17 protein-coding genes are annotated in these 18,703 nt (G+C 68.5%); 7 read left to right on the top strand and 10 right to left on the bottom strand.

The annotated features are described in order from the left end of the window. Positions 1-39 precede the first annotated feature (39 nt). The gene (locus KF889_11230) at positions 40-2,148 is read left to right on the top strand and encodes a mechanosensitive ion channel family protein (GenBank protein ID MBX3500009.1); all 2,109 of its coding nucleotides are present in this window, start codon (positions 40-42) and stop codon (positions 2,146-2,148) included. Positions 2,149-2,179: 31 nt separating this feature from the next. Here the strand turns inward: KF889_11230 and KF889_11225 are convergent, their stop codons facing one another. Both KF889_11225 and KF889_11220 read right to left on the bottom strand, forming a co-directional pair. Continuing rightward, positions 2,180-3,061 (bottom strand): TauD/TfdA family dioxygenase, encoded by an 882-nt coding sequence (locus KF889_11225; GenBank protein MBX3500008.1) that lies wholly within the window; start codon positions 3,059-3,061, stop codon positions 2,180-2,182. A gap of 19 nt (positions 3,062-3,080) precedes the next feature. After that, on the bottom strand, positions 3,081-4,457 hold the full coding sequence (locus KF889_11220; protein MBX3500007.1) for a hydrolase: 1,377 nt from the start codon (positions 4,455-4,457) through the stop codon (positions 3,081-3,083). A gap of 69 nt (positions 4,458-4,526) precedes the next feature. Between KF889_11220 and KF889_11215 the strand changes: the two genes are divergently transcribed. After that, on the top strand, positions 4,527-5,006 hold the full coding sequence (locus KF889_11215) for a methylated-DNA--[protein]-cysteine S-methyltransferase (protein MBX3500006.1): 480 nt from the start codon (positions 4,527-4,529) through the stop codon (positions 5,004-5,006). Positions 5,007-5,023: 17 nt separating this feature from the next. Continuing rightward, positions 5,024-5,545, top strand: coding sequence for a damage-inducible protein DinB (locus KF889_11210; protein ID MBX3500005.1), 522 nt, complete (start codon positions 5,024-5,026; stop codon positions 5,543-5,545). A gap of 2 nt (positions 5,546-5,547) precedes the next feature. Here the strand turns inward: KF889_11210 and murA are convergent, their stop codons facing one another. Beyond that, entirely contained in the window at positions 5,548-6,858 is a 1,311-nt protein-coding gene (gene murA, locus KF889_11205; GenBank protein ID MBX3500004.1) for a UDP-N-acetylglucosamine 1-carboxyvinyltransferase, read from the bottom strand. Positions 6,859-7,118: 260 nt separating this feature from the next. On the opposite strand from murA, the gene KF889_11200 reads away from it, so the two are divergent. Continuing rightward, entirely contained in the window at positions 7,119-8,561 is a 1,443-nt protein-coding gene (locus KF889_11200) for a DEAD/DEAH box helicase (GenBank protein ID MBX3500003.1), read from the top strand. Here the strand turns inward: KF889_11200 and KF889_11195 are convergent. The 6 genes from KF889_11195 to KF889_11170 form a co-directional block, all read right to left on the bottom strand. After that, positions 8,534-9,658 carry an alpha/beta hydrolase gene (locus tag KF889_11195; GenBank protein ID MBX3500002.1) on the bottom strand — a complete coding sequence of 375 codons (1,125 nt, stop codon included), beginning with the start codon at positions 9,656-9,658 and terminating at the stop codon, positions 8,534-8,536. The genes KF889_11200 and KF889_11195 overlap by 28 nt on opposite strands. Before the next feature lie 4 nt (positions 9,659-9,662). Next, a complete protein-coding gene (locus KF889_11190) occupies positions 9,663-12,281 on the bottom strand; it encodes a hypothetical protein (GenBank protein ID MBX3500001.1) in 2,619 nt (872 codons plus the stop codon). A gap of 125 nt (positions 12,282-12,406) precedes the next feature. Next, positions 12,407-13,138: a protein-L-isoaspartate O-methyltransferase gene (locus KF889_11185; protein ID MBX3500000.1), complete on the bottom strand. Its 732-nt coding sequence runs from the start codon at positions 13,136-13,138 to the stop codon at positions 12,407-12,409. A gap of 613 nt (positions 13,139-13,751) precedes the next feature. Beyond that, on the bottom strand, positions 13,752-14,546 hold the full coding sequence (locus KF889_11180) for an SDR family oxidoreductase (protein MBX3499999.1): 795 nt from the start codon (positions 14,544-14,546) through the stop codon (positions 13,752-13,754). A gap of 8 nt (positions 14,547-14,554) precedes the next feature. Then, positions 14,555-15,793: an AMP-binding protein gene (locus KF889_11175; protein MBX3499998.1), complete on the bottom strand. Its 1,239-nt coding sequence runs from the start codon at positions 15,791-15,793 to the stop codon at positions 14,555-14,557. Between the two features lie 42 nt (positions 15,794-15,835). After that, a complete protein-coding gene (locus KF889_11170; protein ID MBX3499997.1) occupies positions 15,836-16,516 on the bottom strand; it encodes a zinc metallopeptidase in 681 nt (226 codons plus the stop codon). A 260-nt stretch (positions 16,517-16,776) separates the two neighbouring features. Between KF889_11170 and KF889_11165 the strand changes: the two genes are divergently transcribed. The 3 genes from KF889_11165 to KF889_11155 are packed head-to-tail and all read left to right on the top strand — an operon-like array spanning position 16,777 to position 17,635. After that, a complete protein-coding gene (locus KF889_11165; GenBank protein ID MBX3499996.1) occupies positions 16,777-17,142 on the top strand; it encodes a DUF883 family protein in 366 nt (121 codons plus the stop codon). 16 nt (positions 17,143-17,158) lie between these two features. After that, entirely contained in the window at positions 17,159-17,455 is a 297-nt protein-coding gene (locus tag KF889_11160; protein MBX3499995.1) for a hypothetical protein, read from the top strand. Positions 17,456-17,470: 15 nt separating this feature from the next. Continuing rightward, positions 17,471-17,635 (top strand): DUF1328 domain-containing protein, encoded by a 165-nt coding sequence (locus KF889_11155; protein MBX3499994.1) that lies wholly within the window; start codon positions 17,471-17,473, stop codon positions 17,633-17,635. A gap of 82 nt (positions 17,636-17,717) precedes the next feature. Here the strand turns inward: KF889_11155 and KF889_11150 are convergent, their stop codons facing one another. Continuing rightward, positions 17,718-18,548, bottom strand: a complete 831-nt coding sequence (locus tag KF889_11150) for an ABC transporter ATP-binding protein (GenBank protein ID MBX3499993.1) — start codon at positions 18,546-18,548, stop codon at positions 17,718-17,720. Positions 18,549-18,703 lie beyond the last annotated feature (155 nt).

Genomic DNA, 18,703 nt, shown 5'->3' with positions numbered 1-18,703 from the left:
GAATCGGCCGTCCGTTGCGGACCAAGTACAGGGGGACTCATGGTGCCGATTCTGGCGCGCGCTGTTGCCGTGCTCGCGTTGCTGATGGCATTCGGCACGCCGGTGGCCGCGCAGAGCGGCAAGGCGCCCGACGCTTCCTCGCCGAAGGTCCGCCTGCTGCTCGATCTGCTGGCCGATCCCGAGATCCGCACCTGGCTGGAGAAGCGCGCCGCCGAAAAGCCCAAGCCCGAGCCGGCGGTGTCCGACGCCAGCCTGTCAAGCGTCATCACCGGACAGATGACGCGGGTGCGCAACCAGGTGCAGGCGATGAGCGCCGCCGCGCCGCGCCTGCCCGACGAGCTCGGCCGCGCCTTCGAGATTCTGCGGCTGGAGTTCGAGGAGCGCGGCGAGGTCGAACTGGTGCTGCTGATCGCCGCCTTCGCCGCGCTCGGCTACGGCGTGGCCTACCTGTTTTGGCGGCGTACCGAGCGCATCCGGCAGTGGATCGCCCATCTGCCGCTGCACACGGTGCGCGAGCGCCTGCTGGTGGTGCTGGCCCGGCTAGCCTTCGGCCTTGTCTGGCTTGCCGCCTTCGCGGCCGGCAGCGTCGGTGCCTTCCTCGCCTTCAACTGGCCGCCGCTCCTGCGCGAGATCGTGCTGGCCTATCTCATGGCCTTTCTGGTCGCCCGCCTGGCCTTCGTCGCCGGCAACTTCCTGCTGTCGCCGGGCTTTCCGCGGTTTCGCATCGTGCCGATGGACGAGGACGGCGCACGCTTCTGGCATCGCCGGCTGGTGATCTTCGTCGCCTGGTTCGCCTTCACCGCCGTGAGCCTGACCCTGCTCAAGACGCTGGGCCTTTCGTCCGAGGCGCGGCGCCTGATCGGCGCGACCACGGCGCTGGGCCTGGTGGGGATCGCGCTGGAGGCGATCTGGCGGCGTCGCGTCGCCGATCACGGCCAGCACGTTCGTCGGCTGGCGGCCAACTGGGGCCTCTCCGCCTTCGTTGTCGCGATGTGGCTGCTGCGCGTCGGCGACGTCATGCCGATGTTCTGGAGCCTGCTGGTCCTGGTCGGCGCGCCGCTGCTGATCCGCGTGACCGGCCGTTCCGTGAGCCACCTGCTGCGCCCGCCTGGCACCGAGACCATGGCCGGCGAGGTCCCGGGTGTCGGTACGGTGGTCCTGGAGCGCGGCCTGCGGGCGCTGATCGTGGTCGGTGCCGTGTTCCTGCTGGCACGCGCCTGGGGCGTCGAGATCGGTGAGCTCACATCGGGCGATTCGGTGTGGACGCGCCTGACGCGCGGCGTCGCCAGCGCCGTGGTGATCGGCCTGGTTGCCGATCTCGTCTGGCAGATCCTGCGCGCCGTGATCGACCGCAGGCTGGCCGAGGCGCGAGGCGACGGACCAGTCGACGAGGAGGAGGCGCGCCGCCGCGCGCGGTTGAACACGCTGCTGCCGATCTTCCGCAACATCCTCGCCATCGTGGTCGTCGCCGTGGCGATCATGATGGCGCTGTCGGCGCTGGGCGTGGAGATCGGGCCGCTGATCGCCGGTGCCGGTGTCGTCGGCGTGGCGCTGGGCTTCGGCGCGCAGACCCTGGTGCGCGACATCATAAGCGGCATGTTCTTCCTGCTCGACGACGCATTCCGCATCGGCGAGTACATCCAGGCCGGCGCCTACAAGGGGAGGGTCGAATCCTTCAGCCTGCGCTCGATCAAGCTGCGCCACCACAGGGGCTCGCTCTACACCGTGCCGTTCGGCGTGCTCGGCGCGGTGCAGAACAGCAGTCGCGACTGGGTGATCGACAAACTGACGATCGGCATCACCTACGACAGCAATATCGACGAAGCAAAGAAGATCATCAAGCGCGTCGGCAAGGAGCTGGCCGAGATCCCCGACTTCAAGCCCCATATCCTGCAGCCGCTCAAGATGCAGGGCGTCGAGAAGTTCAGCGATTCGGCGATCGAGATCCGGCTGAAGTTGATGACCAAGCCGGGCGAGCAGTTCGCCATCCGCCGCCGGGGCTACGCCATGATCAAGAAGGCGTTCGACGAAGCCGGCATCAAGTTCGCCCGGCCGATGGCGCTGCTCGCCGAAGGCGCCGGCACGGATCCGGCCGCCGTGGTCGCCGCACGCCAGGTCATGGCGAAGCCAGAGCCGGCGGCGGGCTAGTTCTTCGGGACGCCGGGGGTCCCAGGAAGCCTCACCTCACCGCTTCGCCCGCGAACTGCGTGCGGTGCATGAGGCGTCGCGTCGTGGGATCGAACGCGTCGCGCCGGTGCAGGGTGCAACGATTGTCCCACATCACCAGATCGCCGACGCGCCATTGCTGGTACCAGGTGAAGCGCGCATCGGACGCGGCTTCCCAAAGCGTGTCGAGCAGCGACTCGCTGTCCGCCAGATCGAGGCCGTCGATATAGGCATTGCGACGGCGGCCGAGATAGAGCGCCCTGCGCCCGGTGACGGGGTGGGTGCGCACCAGCGGATGCAGCGCGCCCGGCGTCTGGCGCGGATCGGTGACCTCGGTGAAGCCGCGGCGCAGCTCGCCGACGCTGTTGAGGCTGGAATCGTGGCGCAGCTTCAGCCCGTCGAGCCGCCGCCTGATGTCCTCGGGCAGCGATTCGTAGGCGAGATACTGGTTGGAAAAGCCGGTGTCGCCGCCGGAGGGCGGCACCTCGATGGCGTAGAGCGCGCTCGCCATCGGCGGGCGATCGACATAGGACATGTCGGTGTGCCACAGCGATTCATAAGCGCCCAGGCCGCCGATCGGCCTGCCGTCCTGCACGATGTTGGAGATCACCGAGATGTAGCTCGGCTCCACGCGATGCCCGTCCTTGGCGGCGGGCAACGGCGCGTGATCGAGCGTGCCGAACTGGGCGCTGAACGATTTCAGCTGCTCGTCGTCGAGCGTCTGGCCGCGGAAGCGCAATACCAGGTGATCTGACCAGGCCTGGCGGATGGTCGCGAGTGTCGCCGCGTCGAGCGGCCTTGCGATGTCGATGCCTTCGATGTCGGCGCCGAGCGCCGCGCCTGTCGGCACCACGCGGATCGAGCTGGCAACGCCATGACCATCATGCTGGTCCATGTCCGCCTCCCGGGCCTGATCAGTTGTGGAACTCCGCGATCACCAGATGGCCTTCCTTCACCGGCCAATTGCGCGCGGCGATCTCCTCGTTGTTGAACACCGCCTTGATCGTACGCTCCGGCGACGCCTCGAAGGTCAGCCGGCCGATCGACGTGCCTGGCACGCCCTCGTTGATGCCGGGCGGCACCTTCCCGTCGAGCGTGAACTTGTCGCGGCCGTGGCCGAAATAGCCGCGCGGCCGGCTCATATAGACCACCGCGCCGGCCTTCTCGTCGTCGCGCCCGAACCGGCCGGGCCGCAGATGCACGATGTCGGAGGAGCGGGTGAAGGGCGAACGGTAGATGTGTGTGATCGGGCTGCCTGATACGGTGATCATGAACTCGAGGTACGCCTCGGGGTTGGTCCTGAACGGCCCCCACATCCCGTCAGCGCCGGTGATCCTGCGATGCGCCGCCAGCCGGATATGGCGCGCGCCGGTCTTGGGATCGATCTCCCAGATTTCCACCGTGGCACCGCCCACCGGCAGGTTCGTGTAGACGCCGTCGGCGATGCCGGTGACCTTGCCGTCGAGCACGACCTCGCGCTCGGCGGCGATGAAGGTACTGGTCGGCGCCCGGCCGACGATGAACTCGAACATCCGGGCGAAGGCCAGCTTGTGGAACGCCACTTCGCGATGGTCGAGGCCGGGCAGCACGACGTTGCTGGCACCCTTCAGTTCCGGCGCATCGTAACCGATGCCGGTCGGCTTGCCCGGTTGACCGATGAATTGGCCATCGGGCTGGGCATACTTGTCGAACTTGTCGCTGCGCAGCGTCATGAAGGCCGGGCCCGGCACGACCTCGCTCTCGCCGGCGTTGAGCTGCTTGAGAAACGGCGCGGCGCCGTTGAACTCGCTGCCGACCAGCATCGTATCGGAGACGATCACGCCATGGTTGGTGCCGCCGCACAGCACGACATGCGAGACGAATTCGGCGCCCCCGCCGTTCTTGACGTAATTGCGGATGGTGTTGCAGCCGCGCGAGGATCCGACCAGCGCCACCTTGCGCCGGCGGGTCTGGGCCATGACCTGGCGCACGAATGCCGCCAGTTCGTCACGCTGCTCGGTGGTCGAGGAGCGGAACGGCTGCGGCTTCGAGTCATCGCTGCGCGCCGACGGATAGCTGAAGTCGATCGCCGCGAGCATGTTGCGCGGGTAGCCGTTGGACTCGAAGCGCCAGATTGTGGTGTTCCACAACGCCGCGGTATCGCCGTTGCCGTGCACGAAGATGATCGGCGGAATGCGGCTGACCGGCAGGCGTGGCACCTGGCGGGTGCCCTGCTGCCGCTGGGCGAGCGCCGCCGGCGACAGCAGAAGCGACGCGCCGCCCAGCAGGGCGGCACGGCGAGGGATCAACAGCGGACGCGAGGTCGAAGCCATGATGTCGCCATGTTGGCAAATTGCGGCCGCCGGGGCTAGCGTGGCCCCATGACAGCCTATCTCGATACCCCGATCGGCCGGCTGTCGGTCGAGGGCGACGGCACCGCGATCACCAAGGTCAAGTGGATCGCGCCCGACTTCGGCGACCCGCTGATCCGCGATGGCGATCCGATCGTCGAGGAGGCACGGCGCCAGCTGCAGGCGTATTTCGACCGCAAGCTAAAGGTCTTCGACCTGCCGCTGCTGCCCAAGGGCTCGGTCGCGGACAAAGAGATATGGCAGATAATGTGCAAAATCCCTTATGGCGCGACCATGACCTATGGCGAGATGACCGTGGCGGTCGGCCGCGACCCCCGCCAGGGCGACGCCCGGGACATCGGAAAGGCCTGCGGCGCCAATCCCATACCGGTGATCATCCCCTGCCACCGGGTGATGGCCGCCGGCGGCCGGATGGGCGGCTACAGCGGGCGCGGCGGCACCGAGACCAAGCGCCGCCTGCTGGCTTTCGAAGGCGCGTTGCTGCTGTGATCGAGCACCTGCGCGCCATGGCCCGCAACAACGCGTGGTCGAACCACCGGCTGCTGAGCGCCTGCGGCCAACTCGCACCGGAGGAGTACGCGGCCGAGCGCACCAGCTTCTTCCCCTCGATCCGCGCCACGCTCAACCACATCCTGATGGTCGACGGCTACTACATCGATTCGCTCGAGGACATGCGGGAGGCGGCCGTCGAGCGCGCCCATGCCTTCGTGCCGCACGAGGATTTCGCCGCCCTCGACACCGCGCAGCGTGCCAGCGACCGGCGCCTGCTGGCGTTCTGCGACGGCCTGACCGAGGCGAGGCTGGCGGTTCCCGTGGCGATGAAGCGACCGGGCCGCGAGGCGCCGGTCGAACGCGTCGCCGACGTGCTGGCCCATCTTTTCGTCCATCAGATCCACCATCGCGGCCAGGCGCACGCCATGCTGTCGGGCACCCCCGTCAAACCGCCACAGCTCGACGAGTTCTTCCTGCGCGACGAGCTCGCGCTGCGCCGCGACGAGTTGCGCGCGTTGGGTCTGCCGGAACGATAGACTCAGGCGCGGCTTACATCGGCGCCGCAGGCGGCCAGCCGGGCGGCCATGCCGTCATAGCCGCGGTCGAGGTGGTCGAGGCCGTCGAGCACGGTCTCGCCCCGCGCGCCCAGGGCGGCGATTGCCAGTGCCGCCGCGGCCCGGACATCCGTGCCGGTGACCGCGGCAGCGCCGAGCATCGGCACGCCGCGCACCAGCGCGGTGCGCCCGCGCACGACGATGTTGGCGCCCATGCGGCGCAATTCGTCGACATGACGGAAGCGCTGCTCGAAGATCGCCTCGGTGATCGCGCTGGCGCTCTGCGCCGTGGCCATCAGCGCCATGAACGGCGCCTGCAGGTCGGTGGCGAAGCCGGGATAGGGCTGCGTCGTGACGTCGACGCCTACGGTGCCGCCCGCCGCGCGGCGCGCCACCACGCCACCATCGACCGTCTCCAGCTCGACGCCGGCCGCCTGCAGCGCCGGCCCGGCCGCGCCCAGCAGGTCGAGGCGCGCGTTGCGCAGGTTCAGCGTACCGCCGGTGATCGCCGCCGCGCAGGCGAGCGTGCCGGTCTCGATGCGATCGGGCATCACCGTATGCACCGCGCCGGCGAGCGGCCGGCCGCCATCGATTGTCAGCACATGCGTATCGAGGCCGCCGATGCGTGCGCCCATGGCGATCAGGCAGGACGCAAGGTCGGTGATCTCCGGCTCGCGCGCGGCGTTGCGGATGATTGTGCGGCCGCTCGCCAGCACCGCGGCCAGCAGCAGGTTCTCGGTCGCGCCCACCGAGGGCAGCGGCAGGCCGATCTCGGCACCCTTCAGACCGTGCGGCGCACGGGCGTGGATCAGGCCACCCTCGAGCTCGACCGTGGCGCCCATGGCGCGCAGGCCGGCGATGTGGAAGTCGATGCCACGCAGGCCGATGGCATCGCCACCGGGCAGCGGCAGGCTGGCCTCACCGCAGCGCGCCAGCATCGCGCCCAGCAGCAGCACCGAGGCGCGCATGCGCGCCACCAGCTCGCGATCGATCCTGGCAGCGTGCACGCGGTCGGCACAGATGGTGAGCGACAGTCCCGCCGTGCCATTGGACCAGCCGAGGTTCGCGCCCAGCCGCTGCAGCAGCGCCGAGAGCACCGCGACATCGAGATTGGCCGGCAGGTTGTGCAGCGTCACGAGGTGCGGTGTCAGCAGCGCCGAGACCATCAGGGGCAGCGCCGCATTCTTGGCGCCACTGATCGAATAGGTGCCGACCAGCGGCCGGCCGCCTCGGATCAGCAAGGTGCGGCCGGCGTCGGGCTTCCACCACGGCGCGGAGATGTGGAGTGCGTTCATCGTGGACATGATACTTCAGCCCGCGACGGCGAGTCGCTTGACCCGACACGCGCCTCGTGAGAGAAGCACGCCGCTGCCTCAGCAGCCTTGAGCATTCAGCCGCGTGAGCGCCGAGCAGAGTCGGCCGTCCAGCTGGATACAAACTATCAAGAAGCCAGCCGCCTGACACGCAAGGCGTCTATCGAAAGTTCCACCGGAACGAGCCGCGTCGTCCTTTTCGGTCGCGCGGGCCGGTGATTGCGTTTGAGAAAGTACACTTAGTGACGAATTTCACCGACCTTGGTCTTGCCGAGCCGCTGCTGCGCGCCCTGGCCGCCGAGGGTTACACCACGCCCACGCCGATCCAGGCGCAGGCCATTCCGCACGTCGCCGCCGGCCGCGACCTGCTGGGCATCGCCCAGACCGGCACCGGCAAGACCGCGGCCTTTGCGCTGCCGATCCTGCATCGCCTCGCCGGCGCTCCCAAGCGCGCGCCGCGCGGCGGTTGCCGCGCCCTGATCCTGAGCCCGACGCGCGAGCTCGCCAGCCAGATCGCCGACAGCTTTCGCGCCTATGGCCGGTTCCTCAACATGTCGGTCGCCGTGATCTTCGGCGGTGTCGGCTACGGCGGTCAGGTGCGCGCCCTGCAGGGCGGCGTCGACATCCTGGTCGCCACGCCGGGCCGGCTGATCGATCACCTCGAGCAGCGCACGGCGCGGCTCGACCTGGTCGAGATCTTCGTGCTCGACGAGGCCGATCAGATGCTCGACCTCGGCTTCATCAAGCCGATCCGCCATCTGGTGCGCTGCCTGCCATCGAAGCGGCAGAACCTGTTCTTCTCGGCCACCATGCCGAAGGAGATCGGGCTGCTCGCCGACGACCTGCTGACGGATCCGGCGCGCGTCGCCGTCACGCCCGTCGCCACGACCGTCGAGAAGGTCGAGCAGCGCGTGATCCTGCTCGAGACCGCGCAGAAGCGCGAGATGCTGGTGGAGCTGCTCGGCGATCCGACCATGCAGCGCGTGCTGGTCTTCACCCGCACCAAGCACGGCGCCGACAAGGTCGTGCGCTACCTCGCCGGTGCCGGCATCGAGTCGGCGGCGATCCACGGCAACAAGAGCCAGGGCCAGCGCGAGCGCGCCCTCGGCGCGTTCCGCGATGGCACCTGCCGGGCGCTGATCGCCACCGACATCGCCGCCCGCGGCATCGACGTCGAGGGTGTCACGCATGTCGTGAATTTCGACCTGCCGAACATTCCCGAGAGCTACGTGCACCGCATCGGCCGTACGGCGCGCGCCGGCGCCACCGGCATCGCGATCTCGTTCTGCGACCACGAGGAGCGTGCCTATCTGCGCGACATCGAGCGCACGATCCGCATGACCATCGCGCGCACCGACCGCAGCGGCGCGCCGGTCGCCGCGCCCGAGCCCGGCACGCGGGAGCAATCCCCCCGCCCGGCGCAGAGCAAGCGTCCGCAGCACCAGCAGCGGCGTCATGGCGGCGGCCAGGGCAAGCATGGCCACCCGCCGCAGCATGGCCACAAGCACGGAAGGCCGCAGCGGCAGGAGCGCGCCGACGCGCCGCGCGGCGAGCACGCCCAGGCCGAGCGGTCGCATCAGCGCAACGGCAGCCAGCCGCCGCGTCGCGAGGGCGGTCACGCGCTGAGCGGCATGAACTTCATGCGCCGCGACGATCGTCAGCGCTTCGCCGGTCGTCCGCGCTGACGCTTTGAAACCGGCTTGGTCGGCGGCTTCGCCGGCCTGGCCGGCGGCGGCTCGGGCTTCATGCGATAGCCCGGGGTCGCCGCCAGGATCGTCTTGACCGGGTCGCGCGGCGGGCCCTCGAGCACGAAGCGCGCATGCCGGTCGATGCTGCCCGATGCGACGAACGCCGCGGTGCCGCGCGAGAGGCTCGCGGGCAAGGACGAGGTGCTGGCGATCCGGCGCCTCGCCAGCAGGTTGCGCAGCTTCGTCTGATTCGCTGCCGTCGATTCCGTGTACAGGCTGGCGAGGAAGGAGCGCGGCCGCGCGCGGGCGAACCAGGCTGCGAACTTGTCCTCCTCGTCGTACAGCGCGTCGAGCAGCACGAGACTGTGGATGCGATGCGCCGCGCCGCCGCGCGTCAGCACGTAGGCGGCCGGCTTGTAGCCGCCGCTGAACGCCACCAGCATCACCGGCGCCTTGTTGAACACGCCCGACAGCGGCCGAAGGCTCGTGCCCGACGGCGTCATCAGCTGGGCGAGCCTCGCCGCCGTCTCGTCGATGAACCTGGCGAAGGCACCGGGACGCAAGAATTTGCCCGGACTCGAATCGGCGGCGTCATAGGCGAATTGCGGCGCGACCAGCACCGCGTTGGCCCCCGACTCGGCGAGCTGGCGCAGCAGACCGGTGTCGGCCGTCACCGTGCGCTCAATGATCGAGCCGTGACCGTGGAAGAAGAACACCATCAGCGCCGGCCGCCGCGGATCGAAGCCCGCCGGCACGTGCAGCAGCACGCGATTGTCGCCGAAGGTCGTGTCCTCCCAAAGCACCTCGCCGGATGGTGTACGACGCCCGCGGCGCTTGCGGCCGTCAGCCACATCGTAGAACGGCCGCCGCCCGTCCTCCGCCGGCCCGCTGTAGGGAAAAGGCCCGTACTTGAAGGCCTGAAGGCGCGTCACCGGCGTCCTGACGACCGCCAGGGGGTCGGCGGGCCGCAGCCGGATCGGCCGCTGATTGGGCGGCCGCTGCTTGGATGGCCGCGCGAACGCGCCGGCGGCGAGGCCGCCGGCGAGCAGGCCGGCCACGGCCGCCATCAGCGCGCGTCGCGTGCGCGCCGCCACGGCATCACGCGACTGCCGGCCGCCCGGGCAGCGGCAGCAGGACACGGAAGAAGGCCGGCAGCGCCACGACATAGGCGACGGCGCCGACCAGCACGACGGCCGGCAGGCCGAACGAGGTCGAGATGATCGGCACCAGTGCGGCGCCCAGCACCGAGAAGCTGCCGTTGATGCCCCAGGCCCACAGGAACATGTGGTCCTTGCCCAGCCGGCCCAGCGTGGTCATCGCGACCGGCATCGGGAAGCCCATCAGGAAGGCGGGCGGGAAGATCAGCGCCAGGCAGGCGACGATGCGCAGCACGTAGGGCCAGGTGCCGATGGTGTCGAGCACGGAATCGAGCAGGAAGGCGTAGGCAACGAGGATCGCGCCGATGGCGAGGAACACCCTGGGCATCACCGTACGCGCGCGCGCAAGATAGCGTTCCGACACGAAGCTGCCGAGGCCGGAGAATACCAGCATGCCGGTGATCAGCACCGAGGCCGAGACCGTCGGGTTGCTCAACGCCAGGATGAAATGGCTGATCATGCCGACCTCGACGATGATGTAGCCCAGCCCCAGGCACAGGAAATAGATCATGGTGCTGAACTTGCCGGGGTAGTGGCTGAAGATCGTGCGCCAGCCGAACACCACGGGGAACAGTACCAGCGACAGCGCCGCGATCGCGGCGATGCCGAGCGTCGCCCACAGCAGCAAGTAGCCCCACTCGTCCTGCACCGTCTCGAGCCGGTCGGTGAACGCCCAGAGATCCTTCACCTTGATGTAGGCGGCGAAGTACGGCTGGTGGTTGGTCAGCACGCGCGTGTCGAAGACGTAGGCGTCGGCGATCTTGTCCCAGCCGCCATGAATCAGGTGGTGCCAGGCGATACGGCCCATGATGGTCGCCGGCATGACGGGCACCGCCGGATTGGTGGTCGGCGCGGCAGCCGGCGCCGGCTCCTTGCCGTCGGCCGGATCCTGCGAGCCGTCACCGAAGAACTGCGCGCGATAGCCCCTCAAGGTCTCGGCGCGCGGGCCGTCGTCGTAGGCGATGCCGGGATAGTAGATCTCGTCGAACGACATCAGGCGCGAATGCTTGCGCAGCGCCTCGATCTCCTCGGGCGTGAAGTCGCCGCGCTTGTAGAGCACCGTCGCGGTCGACAGATAGGTCGAGGTCGCGAAGAAGCGACCCTTCACCTCGCCGCCATCTATGTCGCGCGCTGCCGCCACCATGGTGGCATAGAGCTTCAGCACCGACTTGGGCGGCTCTTCCTTGTTCCAGAGCGTCACCGACAGGAGTCCGCCAGGCTTGAGCACGCGCATGTAGTTGCGCATGGCCTCGCGCGTGTAGCCGAATTTCTCGACGATCGGAAAGCCGCCGGGCGAGGACAGGCCGGCGGAGTCCGCGAGGCTGAGATCGACGATGTCGAAGCGCGCGGTGGTGCCGGCGGCGTACAGGCGGCCGTCGTAGTCGATCACCTCGACGCCTTTCTCGCGCAGGATGTCGCTAGTGAAGGAGCGCAGCGGCGTGTCGCCGAGGAAAGCGCGCAGCAGCATCGGGTTGCCCTCGGCCACCGTCACGCGCCTGGCGCCGGAGCGCAGCGCCACCTTGGTCGAGATGCCGCCGCCGAACTGCACGACGAAGACATCGGGATCCTTCTTCAGCACATACGGGTAGTACATCGACAGGAAGCGGAAATAACCGATCTCGTCGGACGGCAGATCCTTCATCACGCCGGTCGGTCCCTCGCTGTCGAGGTAGAGGCCGAGATAGGCATTGCTCGGCATCTTCGGCAGGTTGAAGCCGGCGTTGTCGCTGAGCCCCGGCGCGAAGTGCAGGTAGGAGGACGAATAGACCTCCATGAACCCGAACGGCGACGTCGTCTTGTAGACGCGCTGCGCGTCGGGGAAGTTGCGCGCGTAGGACACGCCCTTGTACTCGGAGACGAACAGCTTGGGCGTGCCCAGCATGCCGGGCAGCAGGAAATGCGCGCCGACGGCAAGGATTGCCGCAACAACCGTCTGGGCGATTCCGCGCCTGTCGCCGACGGCGACGAACCACAGGACGGTACCCACAAGCCACAACGCCAGCGGCGCGACCACCAGGTCCTCGGGCGTGAAGACGTACATCGCCAGCAGGAACATCAGCCCGCAGCCGCCGGAGCCCGCGAGGTCGGCGAAGTAGACGCGATTGAAGGTCTTCTGCGCCCTGAGGAACACGACGCCGAGATAGAAGGCGCCGCACAGGAAGGGCAGGAAATAGAGGATGAAATTGGCGAACAGCCGCCACTTCTGCATCGGGTCGGAGACCAGGAAGATGGCGTTGAACGGCACCAGCTGGGCGACCAGGCTGGAGGCCACCATCATCGGGCCGAACAGCAGAAGCGCGATCTTCACCGTGCCGCGCCAGTGGCGCTCGAACCAGGTCTTGCCGACGCACATGATGGCGCTGGTGAGCCCGAAGCCGAACATCGCCAGGCTGACCACCAGCGAGCCGAAATGCGCCCAGCTGCCGACCGAGAACAGCCGCATGATGCCGATCTGCAGGGCGATGATGGCGCCGGCGACGAGGCCGACCGAGAGGTAGAAGCTGAGCGTGGGCCGGTTGTCGAAATCGACCTCGGCGTACGAACGGGCGGCGCTGGCCATCGTCGGAAAACCCAGTGTCTTGGTTGGCCGGCCTGGGAGCCGGCTCGAGGGGAAAGCTGGCTAGAACGCGAAAGCCCCCGCGACCGTCGGGAACGGCGCGGGGGCTCGCGACATCGATCCAGGCGTCAGCGGTTGTGCGAGCCCTTGATCTGTCCGTCGACCAGCTTGGTGAACGGCACGAAGGGGACGATCTTGCCGCCGTAGATGTCCTCGCGGGTCATGGTCATGGTGCCGTCGGCGGCCTGCTGCTTGATCATCTTGATCACGCGCTGCGCGCCCGGCGGGCCGACCGGGATGACGATGATGCCGCCCGGCTTGAGCTGGTTGAGCAGCGGCGGCGGCACGTGGTCGATGCCGGCGGTGACGATGATCTTGTCGAACGGCGCATGCTCCTGCCAGCCGTAGTAGCCGTCGGCCTGCTTGACCTTGATGTTCTTGAACTCGGCGTAGCCGTTGGCGATCGCACGGTCGTAGACGCCCTGGGTCCGGACCGCCAGCGGCGCGATGATCTCGATCGAGAACACCTTGTCCGTGAGGTACGACAGGATGGCCGCCTGGGTTCCCGAGCCGGTGCCGATCTCCAGCACCTTCTCGCCCGGCTTGACGTCCAGCACATCGGTCATGCGGCTCTGCAGGTGCGGACCGGACATGGTCACGCCGTAGCCCATGTCGAGAAAGGCGTGCTCGTAGCCGCGCTCGCGCACCGGCGGATTGCCGGCGGCGAAGACCTCGCGCGGCGTCATCAGGAAGGTGCGCTTCATCTTCTCGGTCTTGATGTCGCCGACGCGCACGACCTGCACGTACCGGTCCCAACGCTGGCCGAGCCATTTCTCGCTCTCGCCGCGATTGGCCTTCATCCACTCGATGTAGCTGGCGCGGTTGAGATTGTCCGGGTGAGGCAATTGCGCGGGCGTGATGGTCTTGAACTGCTGGGCCATGGCGGCGCCAGCCGTGGTGACTGCAACCAGCGCCACCGCGATCATCTTGAGGGAGCGCCACATGGGCCGAGGCTCCTGCCTGGGAAAAGGGGTTAACCGACGGGTCGACATCACGAAAGCCTCGCGCGTCACGGTTCGCCAGCGGGACAGGATGTACGGCAGACGCGGCCGGTCCGCCAGCGGATTTGCTGTCGCACAGCCATGACCGGAAGGCCGGGCACAGGCGCCCCGACCACCATCGGCAGCCGCCAGGACAGACACGTGAAAGCGCCCTCCCGCAAGCGCGCGGCGCGTCGTTGTCATGCCCGATCCTCCCCCAAATCGAACGCCGCCCATCGACGGCGTTGCTGATAGCCTTGCCGGGGATCGCCCGCGGCCCGGCACTGTGCTTGGTCCACCATCTTCAGCAGAAATGGGGCGGATCGGTGGTGGCCGACAACAAATCGGGTGCAGGGCGATCATTTCCACCCCGCACGATTGTCGGATTGCCATGGTTTCACATGGTCGCCTCCGCCGCCCGACCGCCACCCGCCTACATGATCTGGTTGACCACGCCGCCATCGACCCGCATGGCCGAGCCGGAGGTTCCGGATGCGGCCTGGCTGCAAAGATAGACCCCGAGCGCCGCCACCTCGTCGGCCGACGTGAAGCGGCGCAGCAGCGAGGTCGGCCGGAAATTGGCGAAGAAGTCGGTCTCGACCTGCGCCACGGTGACGCCCGCCGCCCTGGCCCGTTCGGCGCGCAGGCGATCGGTGGTCTCGGTGTGGGTCGGGCCCGGCAGCAGGGCGTTGACGGTGACCCCGGTCCCGGCCAGCTCGATCGCCAGGCCGCGCATGACGCTGAGCTGCGCCGTCTTGGTCATGCCGTAGTGGATCATCTCCTTCGGGATGTTCAGCGCCGATTCGCTGGAGACGAACACCACCCGGCCCCAGCCGCGCCGCGCCATATCCGGGGCGTAGCGGCGGGCGAAGCGCACACCGCTCATGACGTTGACCTCGAAGATGCGGCGCCATTCGTCGTCGGTGATCTCGAAGACCGGCCGGCGGCCAAAGATGCCGAGGTTGTTGACCAGGATGTCGAGGTCGGGCACGGCGGCGAACACCGCCTGCGCGCCTGCCGCGGTGGCCGCGTCGGCCACCACGCCGCTGACCCGCGCCTGCGGCACCGCGGCGCGCAGCCGGGCCAGGGCGCCCTCCACGGTGGCGGACGTGCGGCCGACGATCACGACCTCGGCGCCTTCCACCGCCAGGCCCTTGGCGATGGCGTAGCCGATGCCGCCGGTCGAGCCGGTGACCAGCGCGCGCCGGCCGGAGATGCCGAGATCCATGGGCCGCCTCAGTCGTACTTGCGCACGTCGGCGATCACCTTGCCGTCGTTGGCCAGGCTGCCCGGTGCCACGAAGCTCACGCCGCCGCGCACCTTGCACAGGTTCTGGATGCTGGCCTCGATTGCCTTCGCCAGGTCGGCCGAGCCGCCGCCGGCGATCTCGGCCTGCAGGGTCATGACGTCCTGCTTGTCGACCCAGTCGACCACCAGGCGCACCTTGGCGAGCTCGGGATGGCGCTTCTGCACGGCGATCACCTGCTCGGGATCGACGAACATGCCCTTGACCTTGGTGCGCTGGTCGGCACGGCCCATCCAACCCCTGATGCGGGTGTTGGTGCGGCCGCAGGGGCTGATGCCCGGCAGAACGGCGGAAAGATCGCCGGTGCCGAAGCGCACCAGTGGATAGGCCTTGTTGAAGGTCGTTACCACGACTTCGCCGACCTCCCCCTCGGGCACGGGATCGCCGGTGCCGGGACGCACGATCTCGACGATCACCCCCTCGTCGAGGATCATGCCCTCGATCGCCTCGCTCTCGTAGGCGATGCTGCCGAGATCGGCGGTGCCGTAGCCCTGCAGCGCGAAGATGCCGCGCTCGTTGAACTCCTTGCGCAAGGCCGGCGGGAAGGCCTCGGCGCCGACCACCGCCTTCTTGATCGACGAGACATCGCGGCCCAGTTCCCTGGCCTTCTCCAGCAGGATGCGCAGGAACGAGGGCGTGCCGACGTATGCCGTAGGCTTGACCAGCTCGATGGCATCAAGCTGCAGCTCGGTGTTGCCGATTCCGGCCGGAATCACGGCGCAGCCGATGGCGCGGATCGAGGACTCCATCATCATGCCGGCCGGCGTCAGATGGTACGAGTAGGTGTTGTGCACGATGTCCTCTGCGCGGAAGCCGGCGGCGTACATGCCGCGCGCGCCGCGGAAGAAGTCCTTCTCGTCGGTATCGACCTCGAAGATCGGTCCGGGCGACATGAAGATGTGGCGGATCTGGCTCATCGGCACGCCCAGCAGTCCGCCCATCGGCGGCTTGGCCTTCTGCAGCGCGCCCAGGGTCGATTTGCGCAGCACCGGCAGCCTGGCCAGCGCGGCGCGGCTGGCGACGCCCGACGGATCGATGTCCTTGAGGCTCTCGGCAAAGTACGGCGAGTTGGCCCTGGCATGTGCGATCTGCGCCGGCAGGACGGCCATCTGCGCCTTCTCGCGCTCGGCCGGATCGCGGGTTTCCAGGGTGTCGTAGTATTTCGACATGGGCCTCTCCTGCGGATGCCGCGATAGTAGCGTCTTCGCCGTTCAGCGCAGCACGCGAATCCAGCGCGTGATGTCGATCAGGCTGATCAGCGCGCCGGCGACGTAGGTCCAGGCGGCGGCCTTGAGCACCGAGGCCGCGGCCGGCACGTCGGCTACCGGCAGGTAGCCCTCGTCGCGGATCATCGGCAGGGCGCGGCGGAAGCTGGCGTCGAGCTCGACCGGCAGGGTGACCAGGTGCATCACCACGCGGCTGCCCAGCAGGGCCAGGCCGATGCCCAGCTCGAAGAACACGACCGCGGGGGCGCGCGTGATCAGGCCGAGCACCGGCGTCAGCAGCAGGATCACGCTGCCTGCCCGCTCGACCACCAGACCGACGCGCGCCAGCCGGCTGCGCCAGTGGAAGATCGGCATGTCCTCGGCGTGCTGCAGCGCATGGCCGACCTCGTGCGTGGCCACCGCCACCGCGGTCACCGAGCGCCCGTCATGCACGCCCGGCGTCAGCCGCACGGCGCGCGCCGCGCCGTCGTAGTGATCGCCCTGCGGCGTGACCTCGACCTTCACGTCGCCGAGCCCGGCACGATCGAGCAGGTGGCGCGCCAGCTCGCCGCCGGTGCCGGGGAAGTCGGCGCGCTCGTCGCCGTGCCGGCGCAGGGTGTAGCGGATCCACCATTGCGGCGCCACGATCAGCGCCACCAGCAGCAGACCGAGAACGACGAAGATCATGCGGCGCCCACAATCGGATCCGGCATGGACGGCTCCCGTGGCGCCGCGACGCCGCGCGGGCCGTGCGTGGTCGACCAGTCGATGAGAGAGACGGCGGGATCGTCGGCCATGGCGCCATTTTTCGCACGTCCCGGCAAGAAACCGCCACATCCGCGGCACGCGGGAACGTCGGCGGAGCGGTCGCGTTATCCGCCCATGAAAGGTCGGCCATGCGACGCCGGCGCCGGCCGTTCGTCACAAGCGCAAACCGGAGACGACTCATGGCCCGCAACGCAGCGACGTCGATGAGCGACTTCTCGCGTGAGGTCGCCGCGATGAAGAAGCAGATCGCCCACCTCGCCGCCTCGATCGAGGACACGGCCAAGGAGGGGGGTGCCACGGCCTCGTCGGTCGCCGACAATGGCCGACGCCTGTTGTCGCAGGCCTCGGCGCTGGTCGACGACCTGGCGCATCGTGCGCGCGACACCGTGAGCGAGACCGCGCATGTTGCCTACGACCGCGCCAAGACCGCCGCCCACGACACCGAGGAGATGCTCGAGGAGACGATCCGCCAGCGGCCGCTGACCTCGGTCGCGGTGGCGCTGGGCGTCGGCGCGCTGCTGGCCTTGATGCTGCGTCGGCGCTGAGCCGCGCGCCGCATCGATGTCGCTCGTCACAACGGCGCTGTCCTCGGCGTTCACCCTGGCGGGGCTGCCGCGAACGCTGGCGCTGTACGGCGTCGCGGTCGCCGCCGTGGTCGCGCGGCGCATCGCGTTGCGGCTGGCCCGCTACGTCGCGATCGCGTTGGTCGTCGCCGTCGGCATGGCATTCCTGACGGCAGCGATCTTCCTCGCGCTGCTGAACGCCCTGGGCGCGGTCTACGCCGCGCTGATCGTCGGCAGCGCCTACCTCGTGACCGGACTCGTCGCTTTGATCGTCATGCGGTCGGCACGCCCCTGAGAGACGGAGAGCTCCATGCTGAGATGGGCCATCGCCTTCCTGATCATCGCGCTGATCGCCGCCGTCTTCGGCTTCGGCGGCATCGCCGCCGCCGCGACCGACATCGCGCGTATCCTGTTCCTGGTCTTCCTGGTGCTGTTCGTCATCAGCCTGGTGTTCGGCCTGATGAGACGAAACTGACCCGCCGTCATTCCGAGCGACAGCGAGGAATCTTTGGGCAACAGCAAAGATCCCTCGCTGTCGCTCGGGATGACAGGGCGCGCTAGAGCCAGCGCTTGCGCCGGCGGTAGTGCTTGATGTCGCGGAAGCTCTTGCGGCCCTCGCCCGACATGCCGAGATAGAATTCCTTGACGTCCTCGTTCTCGCGCAACGAGGCCGCGTTGCCATCGAGCACCACCCGGCCGTTCTCCAGGATGTAGCCGTAATGCGCGTAGCGCAGCGCGATATTGGTGTTCTGCTCGGCCAGCAGCAGCGAGACGCCCTGCTCCTCGTTGAGCCGGCGCACGATCTCGAAGATCTCCTCGACCAGCTGCGGCGCTAGGCCCATCGACGGCTCGTCGAGCAGGACGGTATTGGGCCGGCTCATCAGGGCGCGGCCGATGGCGCACATCTGCTGCTCGCCACCCGAGGTGTAGCCGGCCTGGCTGGCGCGGCGCATCTTCAGGCGCGGAAAGTAGTGGTAGACCTTCTCGAGGTCCTCGGCGATCTGCTTCTTCTTGCCGCCGTGGATGAAGGCGCCGGTCAGCAGGTTCTCCTCGATGGTGAGGTGGCCGAAGCAATGGCGGCCCTCCATCACCTGGATCACGCCGCGACGCACCAGTTCGTTGGACGAGAGCTGGTCGACGCGCTCGCCGCGGTAGGTGACCGAACCCTTGGTGACGTCGCCGCGCTCGGTACGCAGCAGGCAGGAGATCGTCTTGAGCGTCGTCGACTTGCCGGCGCCGTTGGCGCCCAGCAGCGCGACGATGCCCTTCTCGGGCAGCGACAGCGACACGCCCTTCAGCACCAGGATGACATGGTTGTAGATCACCTCGACGTTGTTGACGGCGAGGATGGGGGTGGTGGTCGCGGGTGTTGTGGCGACGGACGTCACGGAGAACTCTCTCGAGGAACTACCTTCCCCCGGAGGGGGAAGGTGGCGCGCGCAGCGCGACGGATGGGAGATGTTTCAACGACATCGATATCCGGCTTCGACATCCCCCATCCGCCCTTCGGGCACCTTCCCCCTCCGGGGGAAGGTATTGGATG

It is taken from the genome of Alphaproteobacteria bacterium (assembly GCA_019635875.1).
Lineage (GTDB): Bacteria > Pseudomonadota > Alphaproteobacteria > Reyranellales > Reyranellaceae > JAFAZJ01.
The sequence above is the reverse complement of the archived record's forward strand: the minus strand, read 5'-3'. Positions and strand labels throughout refer to the sequence as shown.

What these genes read in the sequence shown, in the direction of transcription:
- KF889_11210 (MBX3500005.1), top strand. Translation starts at nt 5,024, where the DNA reads ATGGCCCGCAACAACGCGTGGTCGAACCACCGGCTGCTGAGCGCCTGC.
- KF889_11170 (MBX3499997.1), bottom strand. Translation starts at nt 16,516, where the DNA reads ATGATCTTCGTCGTTCTCGGTCTGCTGCTGGTGGCGCTGATCGTGGCG.
- KF889_11175 (MBX3499998.1), bottom strand. Translation starts at nt 15,793, where the DNA reads ATGTCGAAATACTACGACACCCTGGAAACCCGCGATCCGGCCGAGCGC.
- KF889_11165 (MBX3499996.1), top strand. Translation starts at nt 16,777, where the DNA reads ATGGCCCGCAACGCAGCGACGTCGATGAGCGACTTCTCGCGTGAGGTC.
- KF889_11225 (MBX3500008.1), bottom strand. Translation starts at nt 3,061, where the DNA reads ATGGACCAGCATGATGGTCATGGCGTTGCCAGCTCGATCCGCGTGGTG.
- KF889_11215 (MBX3500006.1), top strand. Translation starts at nt 4,527, where the DNA reads ATGACAGCCTATCTCGATACCCCGATCGGCCGGCTGTCGGTCGAGGGC.
- KF889_11230 (MBX3500009.1), top strand. Translation starts at nt 40, where the DNA reads ATGGTGCCGATTCTGGCGCGCGCTGTTGCCGTGCTCGCGTTGCTGATG.
- murA (MBX3500004.1), bottom strand. Translation starts at nt 6,858, where the DNA reads ATGAACGCACTCCACATCTCCGCGCCGTGGTGGAAGCCCGACGCCGGC.
- KF889_11185 (MBX3500000.1), bottom strand. Translation starts at nt 13,138, where the DNA reads ATGAAGGCCAATCGCGGCGAGAGCGAGAAATGGCTCGGCCAGCGTTGG.
- KF889_11155 (MBX3499994.1), top strand. Translation starts at nt 17,471, where the DNA reads ATGCTGAGATGGGCCATCGCCTTCCTGATCATCGCGCTGATCGCCGCC.
- KF889_11180 (MBX3499999.1), bottom strand. Translation starts at nt 14,546, where the DNA reads ATGGATCTCGGCATCTCCGGCCGGCGCGCGCTGGTCACCGGCTCGACC.
- KF889_11160 (MBX3499995.1), top strand. Translation starts at nt 17,159, where the DNA reads ATGTCGCTCGTCACAACGGCGCTGTCCTCGGCGTTCACCCTGGCGGGG.
- KF889_11190 (MBX3500001.1), bottom strand. Translation starts at nt 12,281, where the DNA reads ATGGCCAGCGCCGCCCGTTCGTACGCCGAGGTCGATTTCGACAACCGG.